This is a genomic window from Streptomyces sp. NBC_00691 (assembly GCF_036226665.1).
Classification (GTDB): Bacteria; Actinomycetota; Actinomycetes; order Streptomycetales; family Streptomycetaceae; genus Streptomyces.
Genome location: NZ_CP109007.1, coordinates 1124862 through 1144970 on the forward strand (window position 1 = coordinate 1124862; position 20109 = coordinate 1144970).

Here is a 20109-nt window from a genome sequence, read left to right on the forward strand (position 1 = left end):
CTTTCTCATGGGCTCGGGACCGCATCCGCTCTCATACGCCCGTGACCGCGTCCGCCAGGGCGTGCAGGCGCAGTGCCAGCTGGATCTCCAGGGCGCGGGCCGGGGACTGCCAGTCGGGGCCGAGGAGGCGGCCGACCCGCTCCAGTCGCTGGGCCACCGTGTTGACGTGGACGTGGAGTTCGTCCTTGGTCCGGGCCGGGCTCATGCCGCTCGCGAAATAGGCGTCCATGGTGCGTATCAGGTCGGTGCCCCGGCGCCGGTCGTACGCGACGACCTGGCCCACCGTCCGGTCGACGAAGCCGTCGATGTCCCGGCTGTCGGCGAGGAGCAGGCCCAGGAAGCCGAGGTCCTCGGCGGCGGCGCCCTGGCCGGAGCGGTGCAGGAGCCGGAGCGCGTCGAGGCAGCGGCGGGCCTCCTCGTACGCGACGGCCACCTGGTCCGGGTGGTCCAGGGGCGCCCGTACGGGAGCGGAGGCGCCCACCGTGACGGGTTCCCGCAGGGTGCCGCCGAGGCTGCGCGCGGTCTGCCGGGCGAGGTCGGCGGCGTTCTCACCGGGGCCGAGTGGCAGCAGCAGGACCGTGCCGCCGTCGCGGGCCGAGGCGAGTCCGTGCCGGGTGGCGGCCAGGTGGGTGGCCGCCGACCAGAGGCGCTGGCGGTCGGCGCCCTCCCGGCCGCCGGCATCGGGATCGGCCGTGCCGCCCGCCCGGTCGATCCGTGCGGCGAGCACCACGTGCGGGGCGTCGCTGTCGGTACGGAGCCGGGCGGCACGCTCCTTGAGGAGCCGGCGGTCACGGTCGGGTGCGTCGAGGAGGTCGTCGAGGAGTTCGCCCCGTACGCGCTGCTCGGCCTCGCCCGCCGAGCGGCGGGCGAGCAGGAGGAGGGAGGTGACGAGCGCGGCGCGTTCCAGCGTGCGCTGGTCGACCGGGTCGAGGTCCGGCTGGCCGTGCAGCACGAGGGCACCCAGGGTCTCGCCCCCGGCGGAGACGGCGGCGACCCAGTCGTCGCCCTCGCGGACGGCGTGGCCCCCGGCGCGGCGGGCGGCGCCGGCTCCCTCCTCGGTGAACTCGACGGTTCCGCCGAGGACCTCGGAGACGGCGTGGGCCACGTCGTGGACGCCGCCGCCGTGCAGGACGAGCTCGGAGAGCCGGTCGTGGACCTCCGAGGCGCGCTCGATGACGCCGCTGTGCTCACGGATGATGTCGTTGGCGCGCTCCAGCTCGGCGAGGGCCGAGCGGGTCTCCGCGAGGAGGTTGGCCGTGTCGATGGCGACGGCGGCGTGCGCGGCGAAGGAGCAGAGCAGCGCGACCTGCTCGCGTTCGAAGACCCTGGCCCTCCGGTCGGCGGCGAAGAGGACGCCGATGACCTGGCTGCCGAGGCTGAGCGGTACGCCGAGGATGGCGACGAGGCCCTCGTCCCGTACGGCCGTGTCGATCGTCCGGGTGTGCTGGAAGCGGGCGTCGCCGAAGTAGTCGTCCGTGACGTACGGGCGGGCGGTCTGGGCGACGAGCCCGCCGAGTCCTTCGCCCATGCCGAGGCGTACCTGCTGGAAGCGCGCGGAGACGGAGCCCTCGGTGACCCGCATGTACGTGTCGCCCGCGGCCGGGTCGTTGAGGCTCAGATAGGCGACCTCGGTGCCGAGGAGCGAGCGGGCGCGCTGGACGATGGCGCGCAGCACGGCGTCGAGGTCGCGGAGTCCCGCGAGGTCGTGGGCGGTCTCGAAGAGCGCGGAGAGTTCCGCCTCGCGGCGTCTCCGCCCCTCCAGCTCGGCCCGCACGCGCAGGGCGAGCTGTTTGGCCTCTTCCAGTTCGGCCAGCGCCTCGGGGCCCGCGCCGCTCGCACGGGCGAGCAGCACGGGCCGGTCGTAGGCCTCCGTCGCGGCTCCTCTGGCGAGGAGTTCGAGGTAGGAGACGGGTTCGTGGGACATGGACACAGGGATACCTGCCGAACGTGTGGTCGCACCACCCCTGTGGACAACCTTCACGGGGAAGCAGGGACACCAGGGACGCCGGGGGCAGGGGCCCCGGAGGCGCCGGGGGCAGGGGCCTCGGGGGCGTCCCTCAGTGGGCGGTCCACCCGCCGTCGAGCGTGAGGGAGGTGCCGGTGATGAAGGAGGCCTGGGGGGTGCAGAGGTAGAGCACGGCCTCGGCGACCTCGTCCGGCTCGATGAGCCGCTTGAGCGCCGAGTCCTTCAGGAGGACCTCGGAGAGGACGCGCTGCGGGGGGATGCCGTGGGCGGCGGCCTGGTCCGCGATCTGCCGTTCGACGAGCGGGGTGCGTACGTAGCCGGGATTGACGCAGTTCGAGGTGACCCCGTGCGGGGCGCCTTCGAGGGCGGCGGTCTTGGACAGGCCCTCCAGACCGTGCTTGGCCGCCACGTACGCGGACTTGAAGGCGGAGGCCCGCAGCCCGTGGACGGAGGAGATGTTGACGATCCGGCCCCAGCCCTGGGCGTACATGTGCGGCAGGGCGCCCCGGATCAGCCGGAAGGGCGCCTCCAGCATGACCGTGAGCACGGTGTGGAAGACGTCCGGCGGGAACTCCTCGATGGGCCGGACGAGCTGGAGTCCGGCGTTGTTGACGAGGATGTCGGCGCCGTCGGCGGCCGCCTCGGCGGCGTCCAGGTCGGTGAGGTCGAGGAGCCGGGGTTCGAGGCTCCCGGGGAGTTCGGCGGCCTCCTCGGCGAGGGTCTCCAGGCCTTCGGCCGCCCGGTCGACGGCTCTGACCCGGGCCCCCGAGGCGGCGAGCCGCAGCGCGCAGGCGCGCCCGATGCCGCCGGCCGCGCCGGTGACGAGCGCGGTGCGGCCGGTCAGATCGAGGACGACGGCTCGGGGCTGAGGTGCGGCGGCGGGCGCATCGGGGTCCGATACGGCACCGAGGGGGGCGGTGATGGGGGCGCTCATGCTCCGCACCCTATGAAGCGTCCACTCCCCCACCGATGTGTTTCGGACCCATAGTTCAGCTGGTTGCTGTGGTGCGGAACCATGTGGGTTCACCGGCCAGCGCCTTCTCGATCCGCAACAGCGAGAAGCGCTTCATCTCCGGCAGGTCGTTCACGTCGAACCAGCCGACCTCGGTGGACTCGTCGTCGTTGACCCGGGCCTCGCCGCCCACCGCGCGACAGCGGAAGGAGACGTCCAGGAACTGGCACTGGTCGCCGTTGGGGTAGACGACGGGCTTACGGAGGGTCTCGACGAGCACGATCCGCTCGACCTCGCAGCGTACGGCGGTCTCCTCGAAGACCTCGCGCACCGCGCAGTCGGCGGGCTGCTCCCCGGGCTCGATGATGCCGCCGATGACCGCCCAGCGTCCGTTGTCGGCACGCCGGCCGAGCAGCACCCGGCCTTGGTCGTCGAAGACGACGGCGCTCACTCCGGGCAGGAAGAGGAGCTGGTGGCCGGCTGTCTCGCGCAGGGCCCGGATGAACTCAGGGGTAGCCATGGACCGACCCTAGATCATCTGCGGGCCGCCTCCTCGGGCGCCGGTGCCGCCCTGCTCCGTCCCCGTGCGCCGGGCACGTACCGAACGGAAGGCCGACCACCCGAGGCCGGCGGCCGCGAGCGCCACCAGGACCGCCTCCGGCAGGGTGCCCATCCGGGTCGCCGGGGTCAGCGAGGAACGCAGCGGCACCTTCTCGACCAGGACGTCCGGGGTGAACATCTTCGTCTCGGCGACGATCTCGCCGTCGGGGCGGATGACCGCGCTGACCCCGCTGGTGACGGGGACGACCACCGACCGGCTGTGCTCGACGGCCCGCACCCGGGACATCGCGAGCTGCTGGTAGGTCATCTCGCTCCGGCCGAAGGTGGCGTTGTTGCTGGGGACGCTGATGAGCTGGGCGCCATGGGTGACGGTGTCGCGCACGGCCCAGTCGAAGGCCGCCTCGTAACAGGTGGCGAGGCCGACCTTCGTACCGGCCAGGTCGAAGACGCCGACCTTCGTACCGGCGCCGAAGTCGCGGCTCACCCGGTCGACGTTGCTGTTGAAGATGCGGACGAAGGAGCGCATCGGGATGTACTCGCCGAAGGGCTGGACGTGCCGCTTGTCGTACGTGGCGACGGGGCCGCGGTCCGGTTCCCACTGGATGAGGGTGTTGCGGAGCTTGCCGGTCTCGGGCGCGACGACCGCGCCGATCACGGTCGGCACGCCGATCGCGCGGACGGCGCCGTCGATGACCTCGGCCGCGTCGGCGTTCGCGTACGGGTCGATGTCCGAGGAGTTCTCGGGCCACAGCACGAAGTCGGGCTGCGGAGCGCGGCCGGCCTTGACGTCCGCGGCGAGTTCGCGGGTGCGGGCGACGTGGTTGTCGAGGACGGCCCGGCGCTGGGAGTTGAAGTCGAGACCCAGGCGCGGGACGTTGCCCTGGACGGCGGCGACGGTGGCCGTGCCGTCCTCGGCCGAGTCGTCGACGAGAGGCAGCGCCGCGAGCGCTCCGGTGACCGGAACGAGTACGGCGAGCGCGGCGGCCACGAGCGGGCCGCGCGGGAAGGCACGGGGCGTACGGGGGCGAGCCCCGGCGGCCGTGTCAAGCCCGGTGCCGCTGCCAGAGGCCGGTGTTCCGGCCGAGCCGAGGGGGCCGGACCCGGTGTCCGTGCCGGTGGGGACGGGCTCGTCGCCGACCGCGCCGGCCGCCGTTCCCGCGGCCCGGCGGGCCTGGATCTGGCGGTACGCCTCGTACAGGCCGAAGCCGCAGAGGGCTACGGCGAAGCCGAGCACCGGTGTGCCGCCGACGGCGGCCAGCGGCAGGAAGATCCCGTCCGCCTGGCCGAAGGCGATCTTGCCCCAGGGGAAGCCGCCGAAGGGCACGCGGGCGCGTGCCGCCTCCGCGAGGATCCACACCCCGGCGGCGAAGAACGGCCACCACGGGAGCCGGGAGACCGCGGCGACACCGAGGCCGGCGAGCGCCACGAACAGCGCCTCGATGGCGGCCAGGGCGAGCCAGGGCCCCGGCCCGACCTCCTCGCCGGTCCAGATGAGGAGCGGCAGCAGGAAACCGAGACCGGCGAGGTATCCGAGGCCGAATCCGGCGCGGAGCCGGCGGCCCCTCAGGGTCCAGCCGAGCAGGGCGAAGGCGGGCAGCGCGAGCCACCACAGGGGGCGCGGCGGGAAGCTCAGGTAGAGCAGGAGCCCGGACAGCAGAGCCGCCCCGGGCCGGACGAACCGCCGCAGCCGGGTGACCGGCGCGGGTGCGGTGTCGGCTGCGGACGCGTCGACGGGGGTGATGGTGGCGCTCACCTTGGGGAGTCTACGGGGCGTTCCTGTCGACGGAGGAGGGCGGGCGCGCCGGGCGTGGGGCCGGTGACCGGCCCCGACGCACGCGATCGCAGCAGTTCACGGCTCCGGGCTCTGGGCCTCGGGCCGCCGGCTCCGGAGGTCCGGTTCATTCTTGGTACCTGACGTGTCACACGGGGCGGCCGGTCGGCGCGGGAGGCGCGGGCGGGGCCACGTCGCGGAGGCGGTCGCGGATGACGCGGACCGCGGACTCGGCGTCATCGACGGTGACGGTGAACGTCCGCCCGTCGCCGAGGCGCAGGATCAGACCCTCGCCCCGCCGCACGACCACGGCCGTGCCCTTCTCGGGGCGCCAGCGGTAGCCCCAGCCGCCCCACTGCCGCGGGGTGACGCTCGGCTCGAAGTCGGCGCCGACGACATGGGAGAGGAGGATGCGGCAGCGCGGCACGCCGATGTGGCCGCAACGGACCTCCATGGCGCTGTCGTCGACCTTCACGGCCACGTGGACGAAGGCGAGCGTGCCGAAGAGCACGAGCAGTCCGACGGCGACGCAGCCGATCACGGCCATCAGCAGGGGCGCGATGCCCGAGGTCCAGGCCGACTCGACGGCGAGGGTGATGCCCAGGGCCATGCAGGCGGCACCGGCGGCCGCCGCGACCCACTGGAAGCGGTTGGTGGCACGACCGGTCCAGACGGCGGGCGTCCGCTGGTCGGCGTACTGATTCCGGGCATGGTCCCTCATATCGGGAAGAGTACCCAGGATCGCCCGGAACAGCGCGACGGAGCGAGGTCGCCTGCGGACGCTCGGTGAGCGAGGGTGTCGCCCGCCCCGCCGCCACCGCCGTCCCCGCTCGACGGGCGTGACATTCCCCGCTCGACGGCCGGGCGGCACCGGTCGACGGTCGGGGCGGCACCGATGGCCGGGTGGCACCGCTCGATGGGCGGGGGGGGCCGCCGCTACGTGGGCGGGTAAAGCACCGCTCAACCGACGGGGTCGGCCGGCGCTACGTGGGTGGGCAAGGCGCCGCTCAATGGGCGGGTTCGGCCGCCGCCAGGAGCCGGCCTTCGGCGTAGCCGAGGGCGGTGACGGGGAGCGGGCCCGGGCGGCCGCTGAGCAGGACGGAGAGGCTGCCGGTGGGGTCCGCGTCGGGGGCGGGTTCGGCGCCGACCCGGCGGAGCGCCTGTGCGGCGACGGCGTCGGCGGAGCCGTGGAAGACGAGCGGGGCCAGTCCGGCGCGGCCGCGGGCTTCGAGGGCGGCGAGGATGCGGTCCTCGACGAGTTCGTAGTGGGTGCAGCCCAGGACGACGGCACGGACGTCGCGAGGGGTGAGCGCGGCCGCGGCGGCGACCGCGCGGTCCACGGCCTCGGGGTCGGCGTGCTCCACGGCGTCGGCGAGTCCGGGGCAGGGCACCTCGGTGACCTCGGCGCCGTCGGCGAAGTCGCGGATGAGTCCGCGCTGGTAGACGCTGCCGGTGGTGGCCGGAGTGGCCCAGATGGCGATCTTGCCGCCACCCGCGGCGGCGGGCTTGATCGCGGGCACCGTGCCGATGACGGGGATGCCCGGTTCGAGGGCGGCGCGGATGGCGGGCAGGGCGTGCACGCTGGCGGTGTTGCAGGCCACGATCAGCGCCTGCGGATGATGCTCGGCGGCGGCGCGGGCGACGGCGACGGCGCGCTCGGTGAGGTCCTCGGGAGTACGCGGTCCCCAGGGCATCCCGTCGGGGTCGTTCGAGATGAGGAGGTCGGCGTCCGGCCGGAGCCGCCGCACCGCGGCCGCTGCCGGGAGGAGGCCGATTCCGGAGTCCATGAGCGCGATCTTCACCCGGTCACCCTAGCCGATGAGCGTTCTGGGGCCCCCAATCTGGGGCAGACTGCCGCGAATGAGCACCCTCGCCTGGTTCGCGCTCGTCTCCCTGGCCGTCTGGGTCTGGCTGCTGCTCGGCCAGGGCTTCTTCTGGCGCACGGACCAGCGGCTTCCGCCGGTCGGCGGCAGACGCGCGAGCGAAGGCCCCCACCCTCACGGGAGACGGGACGGGAAGCACATCGAGGGGCCGGACGGGAAGCCCCACGCGTGGCCGGACGGGAAGCCCCACGCGTGGCCGCGCGTCGCGGTGGTCGTGCCCGCGCGGGACGAGGCCGCGGTACTGCCACTGAGCCTGCCGTCCCTGCTCGCGCAGGACTACCCGGGCGTCGCCGAGGTGATCCTGGTGGACGACGGGAGTACGGACGGCACGGGGCGGCTCGCGGTCGAACTCGCGGCTCGCCACGGCGGGCTGCCGCTGACCGTGGTGTCGCCGGGTGAGCCGGAGCCGGGCTGGACCGGGAAGCTGTGGGCGCTGCGGCACGGCATGGCGCTGGCACGCACGCGTGGCCCCGGATTCCTGCTTCTCACGGACGCGGACATCGCCCATGAGCCGGACAGCCTCCGCCTTCTGGTGTCGTCGGCGGAGACGAACGGCCTCGACCTGGTGTCGCAGATGGCCCGGCTCCGGGTGGAGAGCCTCTGGGAGCGTCTGGTCGTGCCGGCGTTCGTCTACTTCTTCGCACAGCTCTACCCCTTCCGCTGGATCAACCGGCCGCGTCCGCTGGCGACGGCCGCCGCGGGTGGCTGTGTGCTGCTGAGGACGGAGACGGCGGTGGCGGCGGACGTGCCGGAGGCGATCCGGCAGGCGGTGATCGACGACGTGTCGCTGGCGCGGGCCGTGCGGCGGGCCGGTGGCCGGATCTGGCTGGGGCTCGCGGAGCGGGTCGACAGCGTGCGCCCCTACCCGGGGCTGGGCGATCTGTGGCGGATGGTCGCCCGCAGCGCGTACGCGCAACTGCGGCACAGTCCGGCACTGCTCCTGGGGACGGTGGCCGGACTCGCCCTCGTCTATCTGGTGCCGCCGGTCGCCCTGGCGGCGGGTGCGGTGCGCGGGGACACGGTCGCCGCGTGGGCGGGTGGCGCCGCGTGGGCGGTGATGGCGGGGACGTACGTGCCGATGCTCCGCCACTACCGGCAGCCGCTGTGGCTCGCGCCGCTGCTGCCCTTCACCGCGTTCCTCTATCTCCTGATGACGGTGGACTCGGCGGTCCGGCACTACCGGGGCGTCGGTGCGGCATGGAAGGGCCGGACGTACGCGCGGCCGGAGACGGCACCGGACCGGTGCCGCGATGTCGCGCCGGGCGAGTGACCGTGACGTCCTTCCGGGCTCCTGCCGGTGACATCGCCTCGGACGCGTGACGGTGAGGCCGCTCCAGGCGCGTGACGGTGACGTCGCTTCAGGTGAGCGCGCGGGATCTCGACGGAAATGGTTTTCCCGACACGGGGAGTAGCGCCGTCAATTCGGCGTGTACACATCGCCCCGGAGATCCGTGGATTGACGCTTAAGCATGCCCATGATCACTCCCTGCACGCCTTCCGGGCACCTTTTCTTTATGTGTTCTTCATGCCCGGGCACGGTCGGCCCGCCCGAGGCCCCCGACCCGCCGGTAACCCCCTCCGAACTCGGCTTTTACATGATCTTGGCACGTTCCGCCGCCCGTTTTTGGCACGTTCGCTCGGATTGGGGATCCACTTCTTCACGAAGCCCGTCAAACAACCCGCTAATCAGGCTCCCCAACCAGCACATCGTGGGCTTAACTTATGTGCCATGACCTCCCCCCGCTCCACCTATGGAGGCGGTTACCACACCGCGCCGTCCTTCCCGGACACCCCGATCTACGACTCCCTGGTCGCGGAGCGGGGCACGCCTCAGATCGCCCCGATCCGAGTGCCCGCCGCTTACGACACCGGCAGCAGCTTCCCGGCCACCGGCAGCAGCTTCCCCTCCAGCGGTTCCTACCTGCCGGCGCTCCCCGCGGCACTGCCCGCCCTCCCGGCGGCGCCCAGCCCGCAGCCCTCCTACGGCAACGGCTACGGATACCCGCAGCCCGCCCAGCAGATGGCTCCCGTGCCCCTGCAGCACGCCCCCGCCCCGTACATCCCGCAGCAGCAGGTGGCCCCGCGCGGCTACCAGGGCGGTCAGTACGCGCAGCCGCCCCGTCCCGCCCCCGCGGGGTACGAGGCGATGCGTCCGGCGGCGCCCCGGCCCGCCCCCGCCCCGATGCAGTACGAGGACCCGTACAACCGTCCGTACCAGGGCGGAGGCTACTGACCGGCTTTCACCCTCCGGACGGCGTCGCGCCCGGGGCGGCTGGCAGGATGGCGGCATGCCGACTCCTTCGATCCGCTCCGTCCACGTCCATCCGGTGAAGGCCATGCGTGCGCTGGCCCCCGCGGAGGCCGAGGTCCAGCCCTGGGGGCTGGCCGGGGACCGTCGCTGGGCCGTCGTCGACGCGGCGGGCAAGGTCGTGACCCAACGCCGTCACCCCCGGATGGCGTTGGCCACGGCGGACCCCCTGCCGGGCGGCGGGGTCGTCCTGTCCGCCTCCGGTCACCCGCCGCTGACGGTCGAGGTACCGCACCCCTCGTCCACGGTCACGGTGGAGATCTTCGACAAGCCGGTGGAGGCCGTGCCGGCCGGTCCCGAGTCGGCCGGCTGGCTCTCCTCGTACCTGGAGGGCGAGTTCCGGCTGGTCCACATGGACGCGCCCGAGCACCGGCGTCCGGTCGACCCGGACTACGCGCTGCCCGGCGAGACGGTGAGCTTCGCGGACGGCTATCCGCTGCTCGTCACCACCACCTCGTCGCTCGACGCCCTCAACTCCCTCATCGCACAGGGGGACCACGCCCATGAGGGGCCGCTTCCGATGAACCGGTTCCGGCCGAACCTGGTGATCGAGGGCGCCGCTCCCTGGGCGGAGGACGGCTGGACGCGGCTCGCCGTCGGTGAGGTCGCCTTCCGGGTCGCTCGGCCGTGCGGGCGCTGTGTCGTCACCACGACGAACCAGTTCACCGCCGAGCGCGGCAAGGAGCCCCTGCGGACCCTGGCCCGGCACCGCAAGAGCGACGGCAGGGTCATCTTCGGCCAGAACCTCGTCCCCGAGCACACCGGCACCGTCCGGGTCGGCGACGAGGTCAAGATCCTGGACTGAACCGGGGCCCCCACCGCTCCGCCCGCCGAACCCCCGGTCTTCTCCCTGCCCGCCGTTCCCCTGCCCTGGGTCCGCCGAGCCACCTCCGTTCCCCTCTGCCCTCCGTCCGTCAGGCCCCTCCGGCTCTTTTCGCCGGGGCCACGGCCGGACCGACAGGAGACTCCCCCGCGGGACCCCCGTCACACTTGACCGACCGACGGGCGGGGAACCCGCCGCCGGGGCACACTCGTTGAAGGAGCTGTGGACAACGAGGGGGTTGCGACGTGCGCGCTGCCATCGGGCTGTGGCGCTGGCGGCACAATCCCCTGCGCCGGACCACGGATCTCGTCGAGGCCTGGGTCGCCTTCGTGGCGCTCGCGCTGCTCTGTCTCGTCGTGCCCCTCACCGGCTGGGCGGCCTGCACCTCCGCCCACGGCTCGCTGCAGCGCGCGGTCCGCACCCAGCAGGAGCAGCGCGTGCCGACGACGGCCCGGGTGCTCGGACTCGCCGACCGGCCCGCGGACGGCCCCAGGACCGCCGAGGCGGCCGGCGAGGAGCGGCTGCGGCGCTCCGTCGTGGCCGAGTGGACCGCACCCGACGGCTCGTCCCGTACGGGAACGGTGACGACGGCCCGGCGGACCTCCGCCCCGGGCTCCACCTTCCCGATCTGGACCGACCGGTACGGACACCCCGTGGCTCCGCCCATGCACGCGGACACCGCCCGCGCCCACGCGGTCGTCGCCGGTCTGACGGCCGCTCTGCTCGCGGGGCTCATGGTCGAGGTCGTCCGCCGCCTCGCCGTACGCCGTCTGGTGCTGACGCGGTACGCGCGCCTCGACCGCGCGTGGGCGGCGGCCGGACCGGACTGGGGCCGCACCGGGACCGGCAGCTGACCCCCGTCGGACCGTGGTCGAACCGGGACGGATCCGACGTCGGGCAGGGCCGCCGCGCGACCGAGCCCGACCGACCTCGACCATCGGCGACCGTCCCCTGACCGGGCGTGACATGTGGCCGGTGCCCGCCCCGCCGCGGGTACGCGTGCGGGTCCACGACCCGTCAACCCCGTGCCCTCGCGCGCGCTACGGTGGGGCATCGGATCAGCGGCGAGGCATGAGGCGGGGGCAGGACACACCCATGGCACAGGGCACGGTCCAGGTGACGCACACCGGCACATCGCGGTGGCGGCGCCGCACGGGTGAGTACCCCTCGCTCGCCGCCGCACTCGAAGCGGCCGGGGACGGGGACGTGCTCACCATCGCTCCCGGCACCTACCGGGAGAACCTCGTGGTGCGGCGTGCCGTCACCCTGCGCGGCCCCGAAGGCTCGATCGGCTCGGTGCGGATCGCACCGCCGGACGGGGTGCCGCTGACGCTGCGCGCCTCCGTCACCGTCCAGGACCTCCACATCGAGGGGCAGGACGTCGCCGCACCCGCGCTGCTCGTCGAGGACGGCACTCCCGAGCTGCTCGATCTGCGGATCATGACCCGCTCGGCCGCCGGGATAGAGGTGCGGGGCGCGGCCCGGCCGACCGTCCGCCGCTGCACCGTCGACAATCCCGCCGGGGTCGGCATCGCCGTGGTCGACGGCGCGGGCGGGGTGTTCGAGGAGTGCGAGGTGGTCTCCGCCGGGCAGGCGGGCGTCTCGGTGCGGGGCGGCGCGCATCCGCGGCTGGAACGCTGCCGGGTGCACCACGCCTCCGGCGCCGGGATCGCCGTGACCGGTGAGGGCAGCGGGCTCGAGGGCGTCGGCTGCGAGGTGTACGAGATCAAGGGCGCGGGTCTCCAGATCGCGGCCCGCGCGACCGCCCACCTCACCGACTCCTCGGTGCACCGCACCTCGGGCGACGGCATCACGCTCGACACCGACGCGGTGCTCACGCTCTCCGACTGCGACATCCACGACGTCCCGGAGAACGCCGTCGACCTGCGCTCGCGCTCGGTCCTCACGCTGACCCGGTCGACGGTCCGCCGCTTCGGACGCAACGGCCTCTCGGTCTGGGATCCGGGGACCCGGGTGGACGCCAACCAGTGCGAGATCCACGACAGTACGGGCGACTACCCGGCGGTGTGGGTCAGCGACGGGGCGACCGCCGTCCTCGACGCCTGCCGGGTGCACGACGTGCCGGACGCGTTGTTCGTCCTCGACCGGGGTTCGCGCGTGGACGTCGTCGACAGCGATCTGTCGCAGGTGCGGAACACGGCGGTGTCGGTGAGCGACGGGGCGACGGCGCAGCTCGACGACTGCCGGATCCGGGAGGCGTCGACGGGTGCCTGGTTCCGGGACCACGGCAGCGGCGGCACGCTCGGCGGCTGCACGATCGACTCCGTGCAGACCGGCGTCATCGTCACCAAGGGCGCCGATCCCACGATCGACCGGTGCACGGTCACCTCGCCGGCCGAGGCCGGTTTCTACGTGTCGGCGGAGGGCCGTGGCTCCTTCACCGGCTGCCGGGTCACGGGCAGCGGCGGATACGGCTTCCACGTCACCGACGGCTGCCGGACCACCCTGCGCAAGTGCCGTACGGAGCGGTGCGCGCGCGGTGGTTACGAGTTCCCGGAGGAGGGCGCGAGCGCCGAGGACTGCACCAGTGACGAGAGCGCGGTCCGGTCCTCCGTCCCCGACGGCGGGACGGTGCTGACGGCCACCCAGTCGGGGGGACTCCTCGGGACGGTGCCCACGCCCCGGGTCCCGGCCGCCGTGCCGGTCCCGGAGGTTCCGGCGGTGGACGCCCGTTCCTCGCAGGACGTGCTCGGAGAACTGGACGCCCTGGTGGGTCTGGAGAGCGTCAAGCTGGAGGTGCGGACCCTCACCAACATGATCGAGGTGGGGCGCAGACGCCAGGAGGCGGGGCTCAAGGCCGCCTCGGTCCGCCGTCATCTGGTCTTCACGGGCAACCCGGGCACGGGCAAGACGACGGTGGCCCGGCTGTACGGCGAGATCCTGGCCTCGCTGGGGGTCCTGGAGCGCGGTCATCTGGTGGAGGTCTCCCGGGTGGACCTGGTCGGCGAGCACATCGGCTCGACGGCGATCCGTACCCAGGAGGCCTTCGACCGGGCGCGCGGCGGGGTGCTGTTCGTCGACGAGGCCTACGCCCTGTCCCCGGAGGACTCGGGCCGGGACTTCGGCCGGGAGGCGATCGACACGCTGGTGAAGCTGATGGAGGACCACCGGGACGCGGTGGTGGTCATCGTCGCGGGCTACACGGCGGAGATGGAGCGCTTCCTCACGGTCAACCCAGGTGTGGCGTCGCGTTTCTCGCGGACCATCACCTTCGGCGACTACGACCCGGACGAGCTGCTGCGGATCGTGGGGCAGCAGGCGGACGAGCACGAGTACCGGCTCGCCCCGGGCACGGACGAGGCGCTGCTCGTGTACTTCGCGAAGCTGCCCAAGGGCCCGGCCTTCGGCAACGGGCGTACGGCGCGGCAGACGTTCGAGTCGATGGTGGAGCGGCACGCGGGCCGGGTCGCCGAGCTCACCGAGGCGAGCACGGACGACCTGACCCTGCTCTACCCGGAGGATCTGCCCGAACTCCCCTGACCCGCCGTCGTGTCCGGTTCGCGCGGGTGGGGTACGGCGGGCGGGAGGCGGTCCAGGAGGGCGCCGCGCCGGTGGGCGAACGCCGGGTCGGCCTGGTAGTCGGAGTGGCCCAGGATCGGTTCGGGCAGCGGATGCGCGCGGGTGCGGCCGTAGGCGACGGGGTCGAGCAGGACGGCCGCGTCGACCGCCGGCCTGCCGTCCTCGGCGGGGACGCGGACGGGTCCGCCGATGGGGTCGGTGGCGCGGTACAGATTGCTCCAGCAGTGGACCGTACGGTTGAGGGCGCGCAGCGCCTCCGGGCCGAAGTAGGCCGGGAACCAGCGTCCGTAGAGCCGCTCCAGGGGCGACCCGTAGGTGAGGAGCGCGACCCTGCCGCGGGTGGCGGGCGGCAGCTGCCAGACGGCGGCCGCGGCGAGCACGCTGCCCTGGGAGTGTCCCGAGATGACGAGCCGGCCGCCGGTGCTCCGGGTCCAGGAGCTCATCCGCCAGGTCAGGTCGGGGACCGCCCGTTCGGCGTAGCAGGGCGGCGCGAACGGGTGGGCGGCACGCGGCCAGAACGTACCGACGTCCCAGAGGATGCCGATGGTGCGGCGGGCGGAGGCGTCCCGGTAGGCGCGACGGCCCCAGGTGACGAAGAGCAGGAAGCCGAAGCCGATCATCCAGGAGCCGATGGCCTGGGTGACGGTGGCCAGGGAGGCGATCGCCGGATGGGCTCCGTCGAAGGCGCGGCCCGGGACGTTGCCGCTGGCCCAGGCCCCGGCGACGGAGCCGGCCCCGAGGAGCAGGGTCGCTCCGGAGACGACGCCGACGAGCACGGGCGCGGAGTCGGTGAGCGACGCCCGTGCCCGGCCGTCCGCGATCCGGCCGGTGCGGACGGGGTCGCGTTCGTCGGCGGCGTCGTAGTCCGTCTCGACCTGGGCGCGCAGCCGGCGTCCGGCGAGCACGGTCCGTACGGCGAGGAGGACGGCGGGCACGAGCAGCAGCAGGAGCAGCACGGGGATGACGGACGCCTGCCAGCTGAGCAGCACGGGCGGGCCGATCCGGGGGCCGCTGTCGCCCATGCCCGGGGTGGCGGGCCCGTCGAGCCAGTCGGCGACCCGCTGGGCGACACCGCCGGACATCACTCCGGCGAGGGCGCAGGCGAGCATGGCGACGGCGGGCCCGCCGAGTCCGCGCAGCGCGGTACGGGGGTCCCTGCGGGGCCGCTGGAGGAGGACGGCGACGACGCCGAGGGCGACGACGAGGCCGCCCTGGGCGAGGGTGAGTCCGCCGAAGGCGATGTTGCCGGGCAGGGCCCCGCCGGAGGTCCAGCCGGGGCGGGACCAGCCGGCGTAGACGGCGCTGAGGGCGAGCACGGTGAGCGAGACCCCGGGCAGCCAGGAGACGAGGGCGCGTTCGACGCGCAGGTCGAGGCGGCGTTCGCTGCGGCCGCGGCGGCAGACGACCCAGAGGACGAGCACCGCGAGGGTGGCGACGGCGGCCTGGAGGGTCCGGCCGAGGACGGCACCGGCGCCGGGGGCGGTGACATCGTGCCGGGCGGTGGCCGTGGCGAGGGCGGCGGCGACGGTGAGGAAGCCGGCGGCGGTGTGGGCGGCCCTGAGGCGTGCGACGAGCCGGCGGCCGTACCAGAAGCCGGGGCGGCCGAGGGCGGGCCGCAGCTCGACGGGGCCGGGGCCGTCGTCCCCCCGGTCGGCGCTCTCGGTATCGGCGGACCCGTCCGCGGCGGGGGCCGACGCCTCGGCGGCCCGCGGTGCCGGCACGGGGTCGTCGTATCCGGTGGGCGGGCGCTGGGCCTCGTACGCGCTCCACGTCCGGTTCGACAGGTACCAGAGGAGGCCGACGAGCAGGGTCGGCACCAGGGCGGCGACGGCGAGACGTCGTCCGGGCGCCGACCACCAGCCGCCCCGCGCCTCGGAGAGGAAACCGAGCCAGGAGTACGCGTCGGTGCAGGCGGCGCTCGCGGCGCACTGCCAGGCCGTCAGGTCGAGGGCGACCTCGCAGGCCGCGGCGGTGAGGAGCACGGTGAGGGTGAGGGCCACGAGCCGGACGAGGACCCCGTACGTCCGGACGAGACCGGGCCTGCCCTGGGCGGGCGGGCGCATCCAGTGCGCGAGGTTGGCGACCATGAAGGGCAGGAGCAGCAGCCACAGGGCGCGGGCCCCGTCGCCGGAGGTCAGATTGGACCAGACGTACGCCTCCGGGACCGGGCGGGCCGCGTACCGTTCAGGGTGGTCCTCGGCGTCGACGTCCTCGGCGCGCCGGTGCATGGCGGCGGTCCGGTCGCCGGTGATCCGTACGGTCCTCGGGTCGTCGAGCATGTCCTGGGGGGTGGCTCCGCCGACTCCGTGGACGAGGAGTTCGAGCGCCGCTCCCCCGCTCTCCGGAGCGGGTGTGGCAGGGGACACTGAGGGGACTTCCTCTCAGGGTGGGAAGATGCGACGTCGGCACCAGGATCGCGGACAGTGACACGCCCGCGCATCGTTCCTCACCGAATCCGACACCCATCCCCTTGTCTCCTGCGGAAGGACCGGCCCCGGCGGTGACTGACAACCAGAACCTCCTCGCGGAGCAGCGGCGTGCCCTGATCCTCGACGAGGTACGGCGGCGCGGCGGCGTACGGGTCAACGAGCTGACCCGTCGCCTCAGCGTCTCGGACATGACGATCCGTCGGGACCTGGACGCGCTGGCCCGGCAGGGCATGCTCGCGAAGGTGCACGGCGGGGCCGTTCCGGTGGTCGAGGCGAGTACCCACGAGCCGGGCTTCGAGGCCAAGTCGGTGCTCGAACCGAGCGCCAAGGACGAGATCGCCCGGACGGCGGCGGCGATGGTCGCGCCGGGCAGTGCGATCGCCCTGTCCGGTGGCACGACGACGTACGCCCTGGCGCGGCATCTGCTCGACGTGCCGGACCTGACCGTGGTGACGAACTCGGTCCGGGTGGCGGACGTGTTCCACGAGGCGCAACTGGCGGGCAGCGGTGGGGAGTCGCGGCGCGGGGCGGCCACGGTCGTCCTGACGGGCGGGGTGCGCACGCCGTCCGACGCGCTGGTGGGGCCGGTGGCGGACCGGGCGGTCCGCTCGCTCCACTTCGACCTGCTGTTCCTCGGGGTGCACGGCATCTCGGTGGAGGCGGGTCTGTCGACGCCGAATCTGGCGGAGGCGGAGACCAACGGGTGCCTGATGCGGTCGGCGCGTCGGGTCGTCGTGGTCGCCGACCACACCAAGTGGGGCACGGTGGGCCTGAGTTCGTTCGCCGGTCTGGACGAGGTGGACACCTGGGTGACGGACCGCGGCCTTCCCGCGGACGTACGGGCCGAGGTGGCGGAGCACCTGCCGGGGCTCGTGGTGGCGGGCGAGGAGCAGGCGTGAGGCTTCTTTCCGGGGGCCGGTCATGACCCTCTTCCGAGTCGTACGGACCGTGTCGCCGGCGCCGGACGAGGTGTGGCGGCGGCTCACGGACTGGCCTGCCCATGGCCGCCAGGTGCCGCTCACGCGGACGAGGGTGCTGACGCCTGGGCCGAACCGGGCCGGGACCCGTTTCACGGCCCGTACCGGTATCGGCCGGCTGTCCTTCGACGATCCGATGGAGGTCGTGGTCTGGGAGCCGCCGGGGGCGGACCGGCCGGGCGTGTGCCGTCTGGAGAAGTCCGGGCGGGTCGTACGGGGGTGGGCGCTGGTCGAGGTGACGGAGGCGCCGGGCGGCGGAAGCCGGGTGGTGTGGACCGAGGAACTGTCCGTACGGGGCCTGCCGCGGGTCTTCGACCCGGTGCTCCGGCGGGCGGGCCGGACCCTGTTCGGCCGGGCGGTGGACGGGCTGTTGCGGATGCGGTGAGACGGGCACGGCGAGCGGGTCGGCCGAGGCGGTAGCGGCGGCCGGGGCGGCCTCGCGGTGCGGGAGGCCGCGCCGCGGGCCGGGCGGAAGGGGCCTCGGCGGCCTGGTCGGCGCGGAGCCCGGGAGTGAGCGGGGCCACCGTCCGCACCCCCTGTGCTGTTGACATTCCGTCAGCTAGGGTGCACTTCCGCTTCCGTCCCGTTCCATCCTGGGGAGGGTTGGTCCATGGCACGCCGACTGAGGCCGGTGGAGCTCGACTTCACCGCGTCCGCGCCCGTCCGTCTGGTCTTCACGGCGACGCTCGCCGCCCCGCCCCCGACCGTCTACCGGTCCCTGGCCGTGGAGGTGGGAAGCATGCCCGCCTGGTTCACCGCGGTCACCTCGGCCGTACCGTCGGGCGACGGGGCGGGCCGGACGGTCCGCCTCCGGGGCGGGATCGTCTTCGAGGAGACGATCCTCGCCTCCGAGCCCGACACCCGGTACGCCTACCGGGTCGACTCGACCAACGCCCCCGGCATGGCGGCCCTCGCGGAGGAGTGGGTCCTCTCCCCCGCCGGGAAGGGCACCCGGCTGCGGTGGACGATGGCCGCCGACGGCGCCGCGCCGTTCCGGCTGGCGCTGCGCCTGGCCGGGCCGAGCGTGGGACTGTCCTTCCGGGACGCCGCGCGCCGGCTCGACCGGCGGCTCACTCCGGCCAGGCCCCCGTCGCCAGGAACCGTTCGATAGCGGCGCTGTACGGGCCGATGTCGAGGCCCTGGGCGGCCAGCCAGTCGTCGGAGTAGTACTTGTCCAGGTAGCGCTCGCCGCCGTCGCAGATCAGGGTGACGACACTGCCGGTCCGCTCGTGGGCGACCATCTCGGCGATGATCTTGAAGGCGCTCCACAGGCCGGTACCGGTGGAGCCGCCCGCCTTGCGGCCGATCGCCGCCTCCAGGGCGCGGACGGCGGCGACGCTCGCCGCGTCGGGCACCTTCATCATGCGGTCGACGGCGCCGGGCACGAAGCTCGGCTCCATCCGGGGGCGGCCGATGCCCTCGATCCGGGAACCGCAGTCGGCGGTGGCGTGCGGGTCGTGATGCGTCCAGCCGTCGAAGAAACAGGAGTTCTCGGGGTCGGCGACACAGATGCGGGTGTCGTGCTGCATGTAGTGGACGTACCGGGCGATGGTCGCCGAGGTGCCGCCGGTGCCCGCGGTGGCCACGATCCAGGCCGGCTCCGGGTACCGCTCCAGCCTCAGCTGCTGGTACATCGATTCGGCGATGTTGTTGTTGCCGCGCCAGTCGGTGGCCCGCTCCGCGTAGGTGAACTGGTCCATGTAGTGACCGCCGGTGCGCTCCGCGAGCGCGGCGGCCTCCTCGTACATCGTCCGCGAGTCGTCGACGAAGTGGCACTGCCCGCCGTGGAATTCGATCAGCCGGCACTTCTCGGGGCTGGTCGTGCGGGGCATCACGGAGATGAAGGGCACGCCGATGAGCTTCGCGAAGTACGCCTCGGAGACGGCGGTCGAACCGCTGGAGGCCTCGATGACGGGCTTGCCGGGCCGGATCCAGCCGTTGCAGAGGCCGTACAGGAAGAGGGAGCGGGCGAGGCGGTGCTTGAGGCTGCCGGTGGGGTGGGTGGACTCGTCCTTGAGGTACAGGTCGATGCCCCACTTCTCTGGCAGCGGGAAGCGCAGCAGATGCGTGTCGGCCGAGCGGTTGGCGTCGGCCTGGACCTTGCGGACGGCCTCCTTGAGCCAGGACCGGTACGCGGGATCGGTGCGGTCGATGTCGACGGTCACCGCCGCCGCGGTGACACCGCTCTCCACACTGTTCTCGGTGGTGCTCATCCGCGCCTCTCCTCGATCACGTCCCAGGTACTCCCCTGGTGCCGACGATACCCCTCTCACCTGGGCAAACGTTTCCTTTGACTGTCCATAGGGATGACTTGAGGACGCCGTACGGAAGGGCCTCTGGTGCGGGCCGCGACGGCCCGGCACACTGGAGGGGCAACCGGGTGAAAGGGGCGGATCGGCATGTCGGAACCCGAGTTCAGCGCCAGGGGCGTACGGATCGCCCGCTGGCCGCGCTCACTGACACGCGCCGGCGAGGTGCGGATCGAGGACGGGCGGCTCGCCCTCCTCACCAGTTACGGCAGCGAGATCGACAGCGCGCCCGTGACGGCGGTCCGGGCGGGGCGCCCGTGGTTCGCCAAGCCCGACGAGGCGGTGGCCACCGTGAACGGCACGCGCTACCGGCTGACCCTCGACAAGGGCGGCGCCGGCGGGGGCGACGACCGGGGCGCGGCGGAGGAGTCGGGCCGGTTCCTGGCGGCGTTGAAGCGGGCGGCGGGGCGGCGCTGAGACGAGGCGGCGTGGTCGCGCGTGAACGGGCGGCGGCACGGGGGCGAGGCGATCGTCCGGCGTGTCGCGGGTCGCCGTGAGTTGCGGGACGCTCACCACTGGTCCAGGCTGGTACCACCTCACCGAGGGTTGACCGGTGGTGACAGAGCGCTCAGGTCGCCACCCTGCTGTAC

At 73.7% G+C, this 20109-nt stretch carries 17 protein-coding genes; 9 read left to right on the forward strand and 8 right to left on the reverse strand.

Features of this window, described 5'->3' with window-relative positions; genetic code table 11:
• Positions 1-31 precede the first annotated feature (31 nt).
• The 6 genes from OG392_RS04865 to OG392_RS04890 form a co-directional block, all read right to left on the reverse strand.
• Positions 32-1924 carry a helix-turn-helix domain-containing protein gene (locus OG392_RS04865; RefSeq protein ID WP_329275980.1) on the reverse strand — a complete coding sequence of 631 codons (1893 nt, stop codon included), beginning with the start codon at positions 1922-1924 and terminating at the stop codon, positions 32-34.
• Positions 1925-2057: 133 nt separating this feature from the next.
• A complete protein-coding gene (locus OG392_RS04870) occupies positions 2058-2900 on the reverse strand; it encodes a 3-hydroxybutyrate dehydrogenase (protein WP_329275982.1) in 843 nt (280 codons plus the stop codon).
• 55 nt (positions 2901-2955) lie between these two features.
• Positions 2956-3438, reverse strand: a complete 483-nt coding sequence (locus OG392_RS04875) for an NUDIX hydrolase (protein ID WP_329275985.1) — start codon at positions 3436-3438, stop codon at positions 2956-2958.
• Positions 3439-3447: 9 nt separating this feature from the next.
• Positions 3448-5232, reverse strand: coding sequence for an apolipoprotein N-acyltransferase (gene lnt, locus OG392_RS04880; RefSeq protein WP_329275987.1), 1785 nt, complete (start codon positions 5230-5232; stop codon positions 3448-3450).
• Between the two features lie 166 nt (positions 5233-5398).
• The gene (locus OG392_RS04885) at positions 5399-5971 is read right to left on the reverse strand and encodes a hypothetical protein (RefSeq protein ID WP_329275989.1); all 573 of its coding nucleotides are present in this window, start codon (positions 5969-5971) and stop codon (positions 5399-5401) included.
• 286 nt (positions 5972-6257) lie between these two features.
• Positions 6258-7052, reverse strand: coding sequence for a glutamate racemase (locus tag OG392_RS04890; RefSeq protein ID WP_329275991.1), 795 nt, complete (start codon positions 7050-7052; stop codon positions 6258-6260).
• Between the two features lie 58 nt (positions 7053-7110).
• Here OG392_RS04890 and OG392_RS04895 point away from each other — a divergent pair, with 58 nt between their 5' ends.
• From OG392_RS04895 to OG392_RS04915, 5 genes are all read left to right on the forward strand, one after another.
• Positions 7111-8403, forward strand: a complete 1293-nt coding sequence (locus OG392_RS04895; protein ID WP_329275993.1) for a glycosyltransferase — start codon at positions 7111-7113, stop codon at positions 8401-8403.
• 459 nt (positions 8404-8862) lie between these two features.
• Positions 8863-9366: a DUF6643 family protein gene (locus tag OG392_RS04900; protein WP_187623817.1), complete on the forward strand. Its 504-nt coding sequence runs from the start codon at positions 8863-8865 to the stop codon at positions 9364-9366.
• Between the two features lie 55 nt (positions 9367-9421).
• Positions 9422-10246 carry an MOSC domain-containing protein gene (locus OG392_RS04905; protein ID WP_329275996.1) on the forward strand — a complete coding sequence of 275 codons (825 nt, stop codon included), beginning with the start codon at positions 9422-9424 and terminating at the stop codon, positions 10244-10246.
• A 263-nt stretch (positions 10247-10509) separates the two neighbouring features.
• Positions 10510-11118, forward strand: coding sequence for an Rv1733c family protein (locus tag OG392_RS04910; RefSeq protein WP_329275999.1), 609 nt, complete (start codon positions 10510-10512; stop codon positions 11116-11118).
• 241 nt (positions 11119-11359) lie between these two features.
• A complete protein-coding gene (locus OG392_RS04915) occupies positions 11360-13765 on the forward strand; it encodes a right-handed parallel beta-helix repeat-containing protein (protein ID WP_329276001.1) in 2406 nt (801 codons plus the stop codon).
• Here the strand turns inward: OG392_RS04915 and OG392_RS04920 are convergent.
• The gene (locus OG392_RS04920; protein WP_329276003.1) at positions 13735-16170 is read right to left on the reverse strand and encodes a hypothetical protein; all 2436 of its coding nucleotides are present in this window, start codon (positions 16168-16170) and stop codon (positions 13735-13737) included. The genes OG392_RS04915 and OG392_RS04920 overlap by 31 nt on opposite strands.
• A 134-nt stretch (positions 16171-16304) precedes the next feature.
• Between OG392_RS04920 and OG392_RS04925 the strand changes: the two genes are divergently transcribed.
• The 3 genes from OG392_RS04925 to OG392_RS04935 all read left to right on the forward strand — a co-directional run bounded on the left by OG392_RS04925 (position 16305) and on the right by OG392_RS04935 (position 18321).
• The gene (locus OG392_RS04925; protein ID WP_329276006.1) at positions 16305-17132 is read left to right on the forward strand and encodes a DeoR/GlpR family DNA-binding transcription regulator; all 828 of its coding nucleotides are present in this window, start codon (positions 16305-16307) and stop codon (positions 17130-17132) included.
• A gap of 22 nt (positions 17133-17154) precedes the next feature.
• Positions 17155-17595 carry an SRPBCC family protein gene (locus OG392_RS04930; protein WP_329276009.1) on the forward strand — a complete coding sequence of 147 codons (441 nt, stop codon included), beginning with the start codon at positions 17155-17157 and terminating at the stop codon, positions 17593-17595.
• A gap of 225 nt (positions 17596-17820) precedes the next feature.
• The gene (locus OG392_RS04935; protein WP_329276011.1) at positions 17821-18321 is read left to right on the forward strand and encodes an SRPBCC family protein; all 501 of its coding nucleotides are present in this window, start codon (positions 17821-17823) and stop codon (positions 18319-18321) included.
• Here OG392_RS04935 and OG392_RS04940 read toward each other — a convergent pair.
• A complete protein-coding gene (locus tag OG392_RS04940; RefSeq protein WP_329276015.1) occupies positions 18281-19423 on the reverse strand; it encodes a PLP-dependent cysteine synthase family protein in 1143 nt (380 codons plus the stop codon). The two genes, OG392_RS04935 and OG392_RS04940, sit on opposite strands and share 41 nt — an antisense overlap.
• Positions 19424-19609: 186 nt before the next feature.
• On the opposite strand from OG392_RS04940, the gene OG392_RS04945 reads away from it, so the two are divergent.
• Entirely contained in the window at positions 19610-19936 is a 327-nt protein-coding gene (locus tag OG392_RS04945) for a hypothetical protein (protein WP_329276018.1), read from the forward strand.
• Positions 19937-20109: the final 173 nt, after the last annotated feature.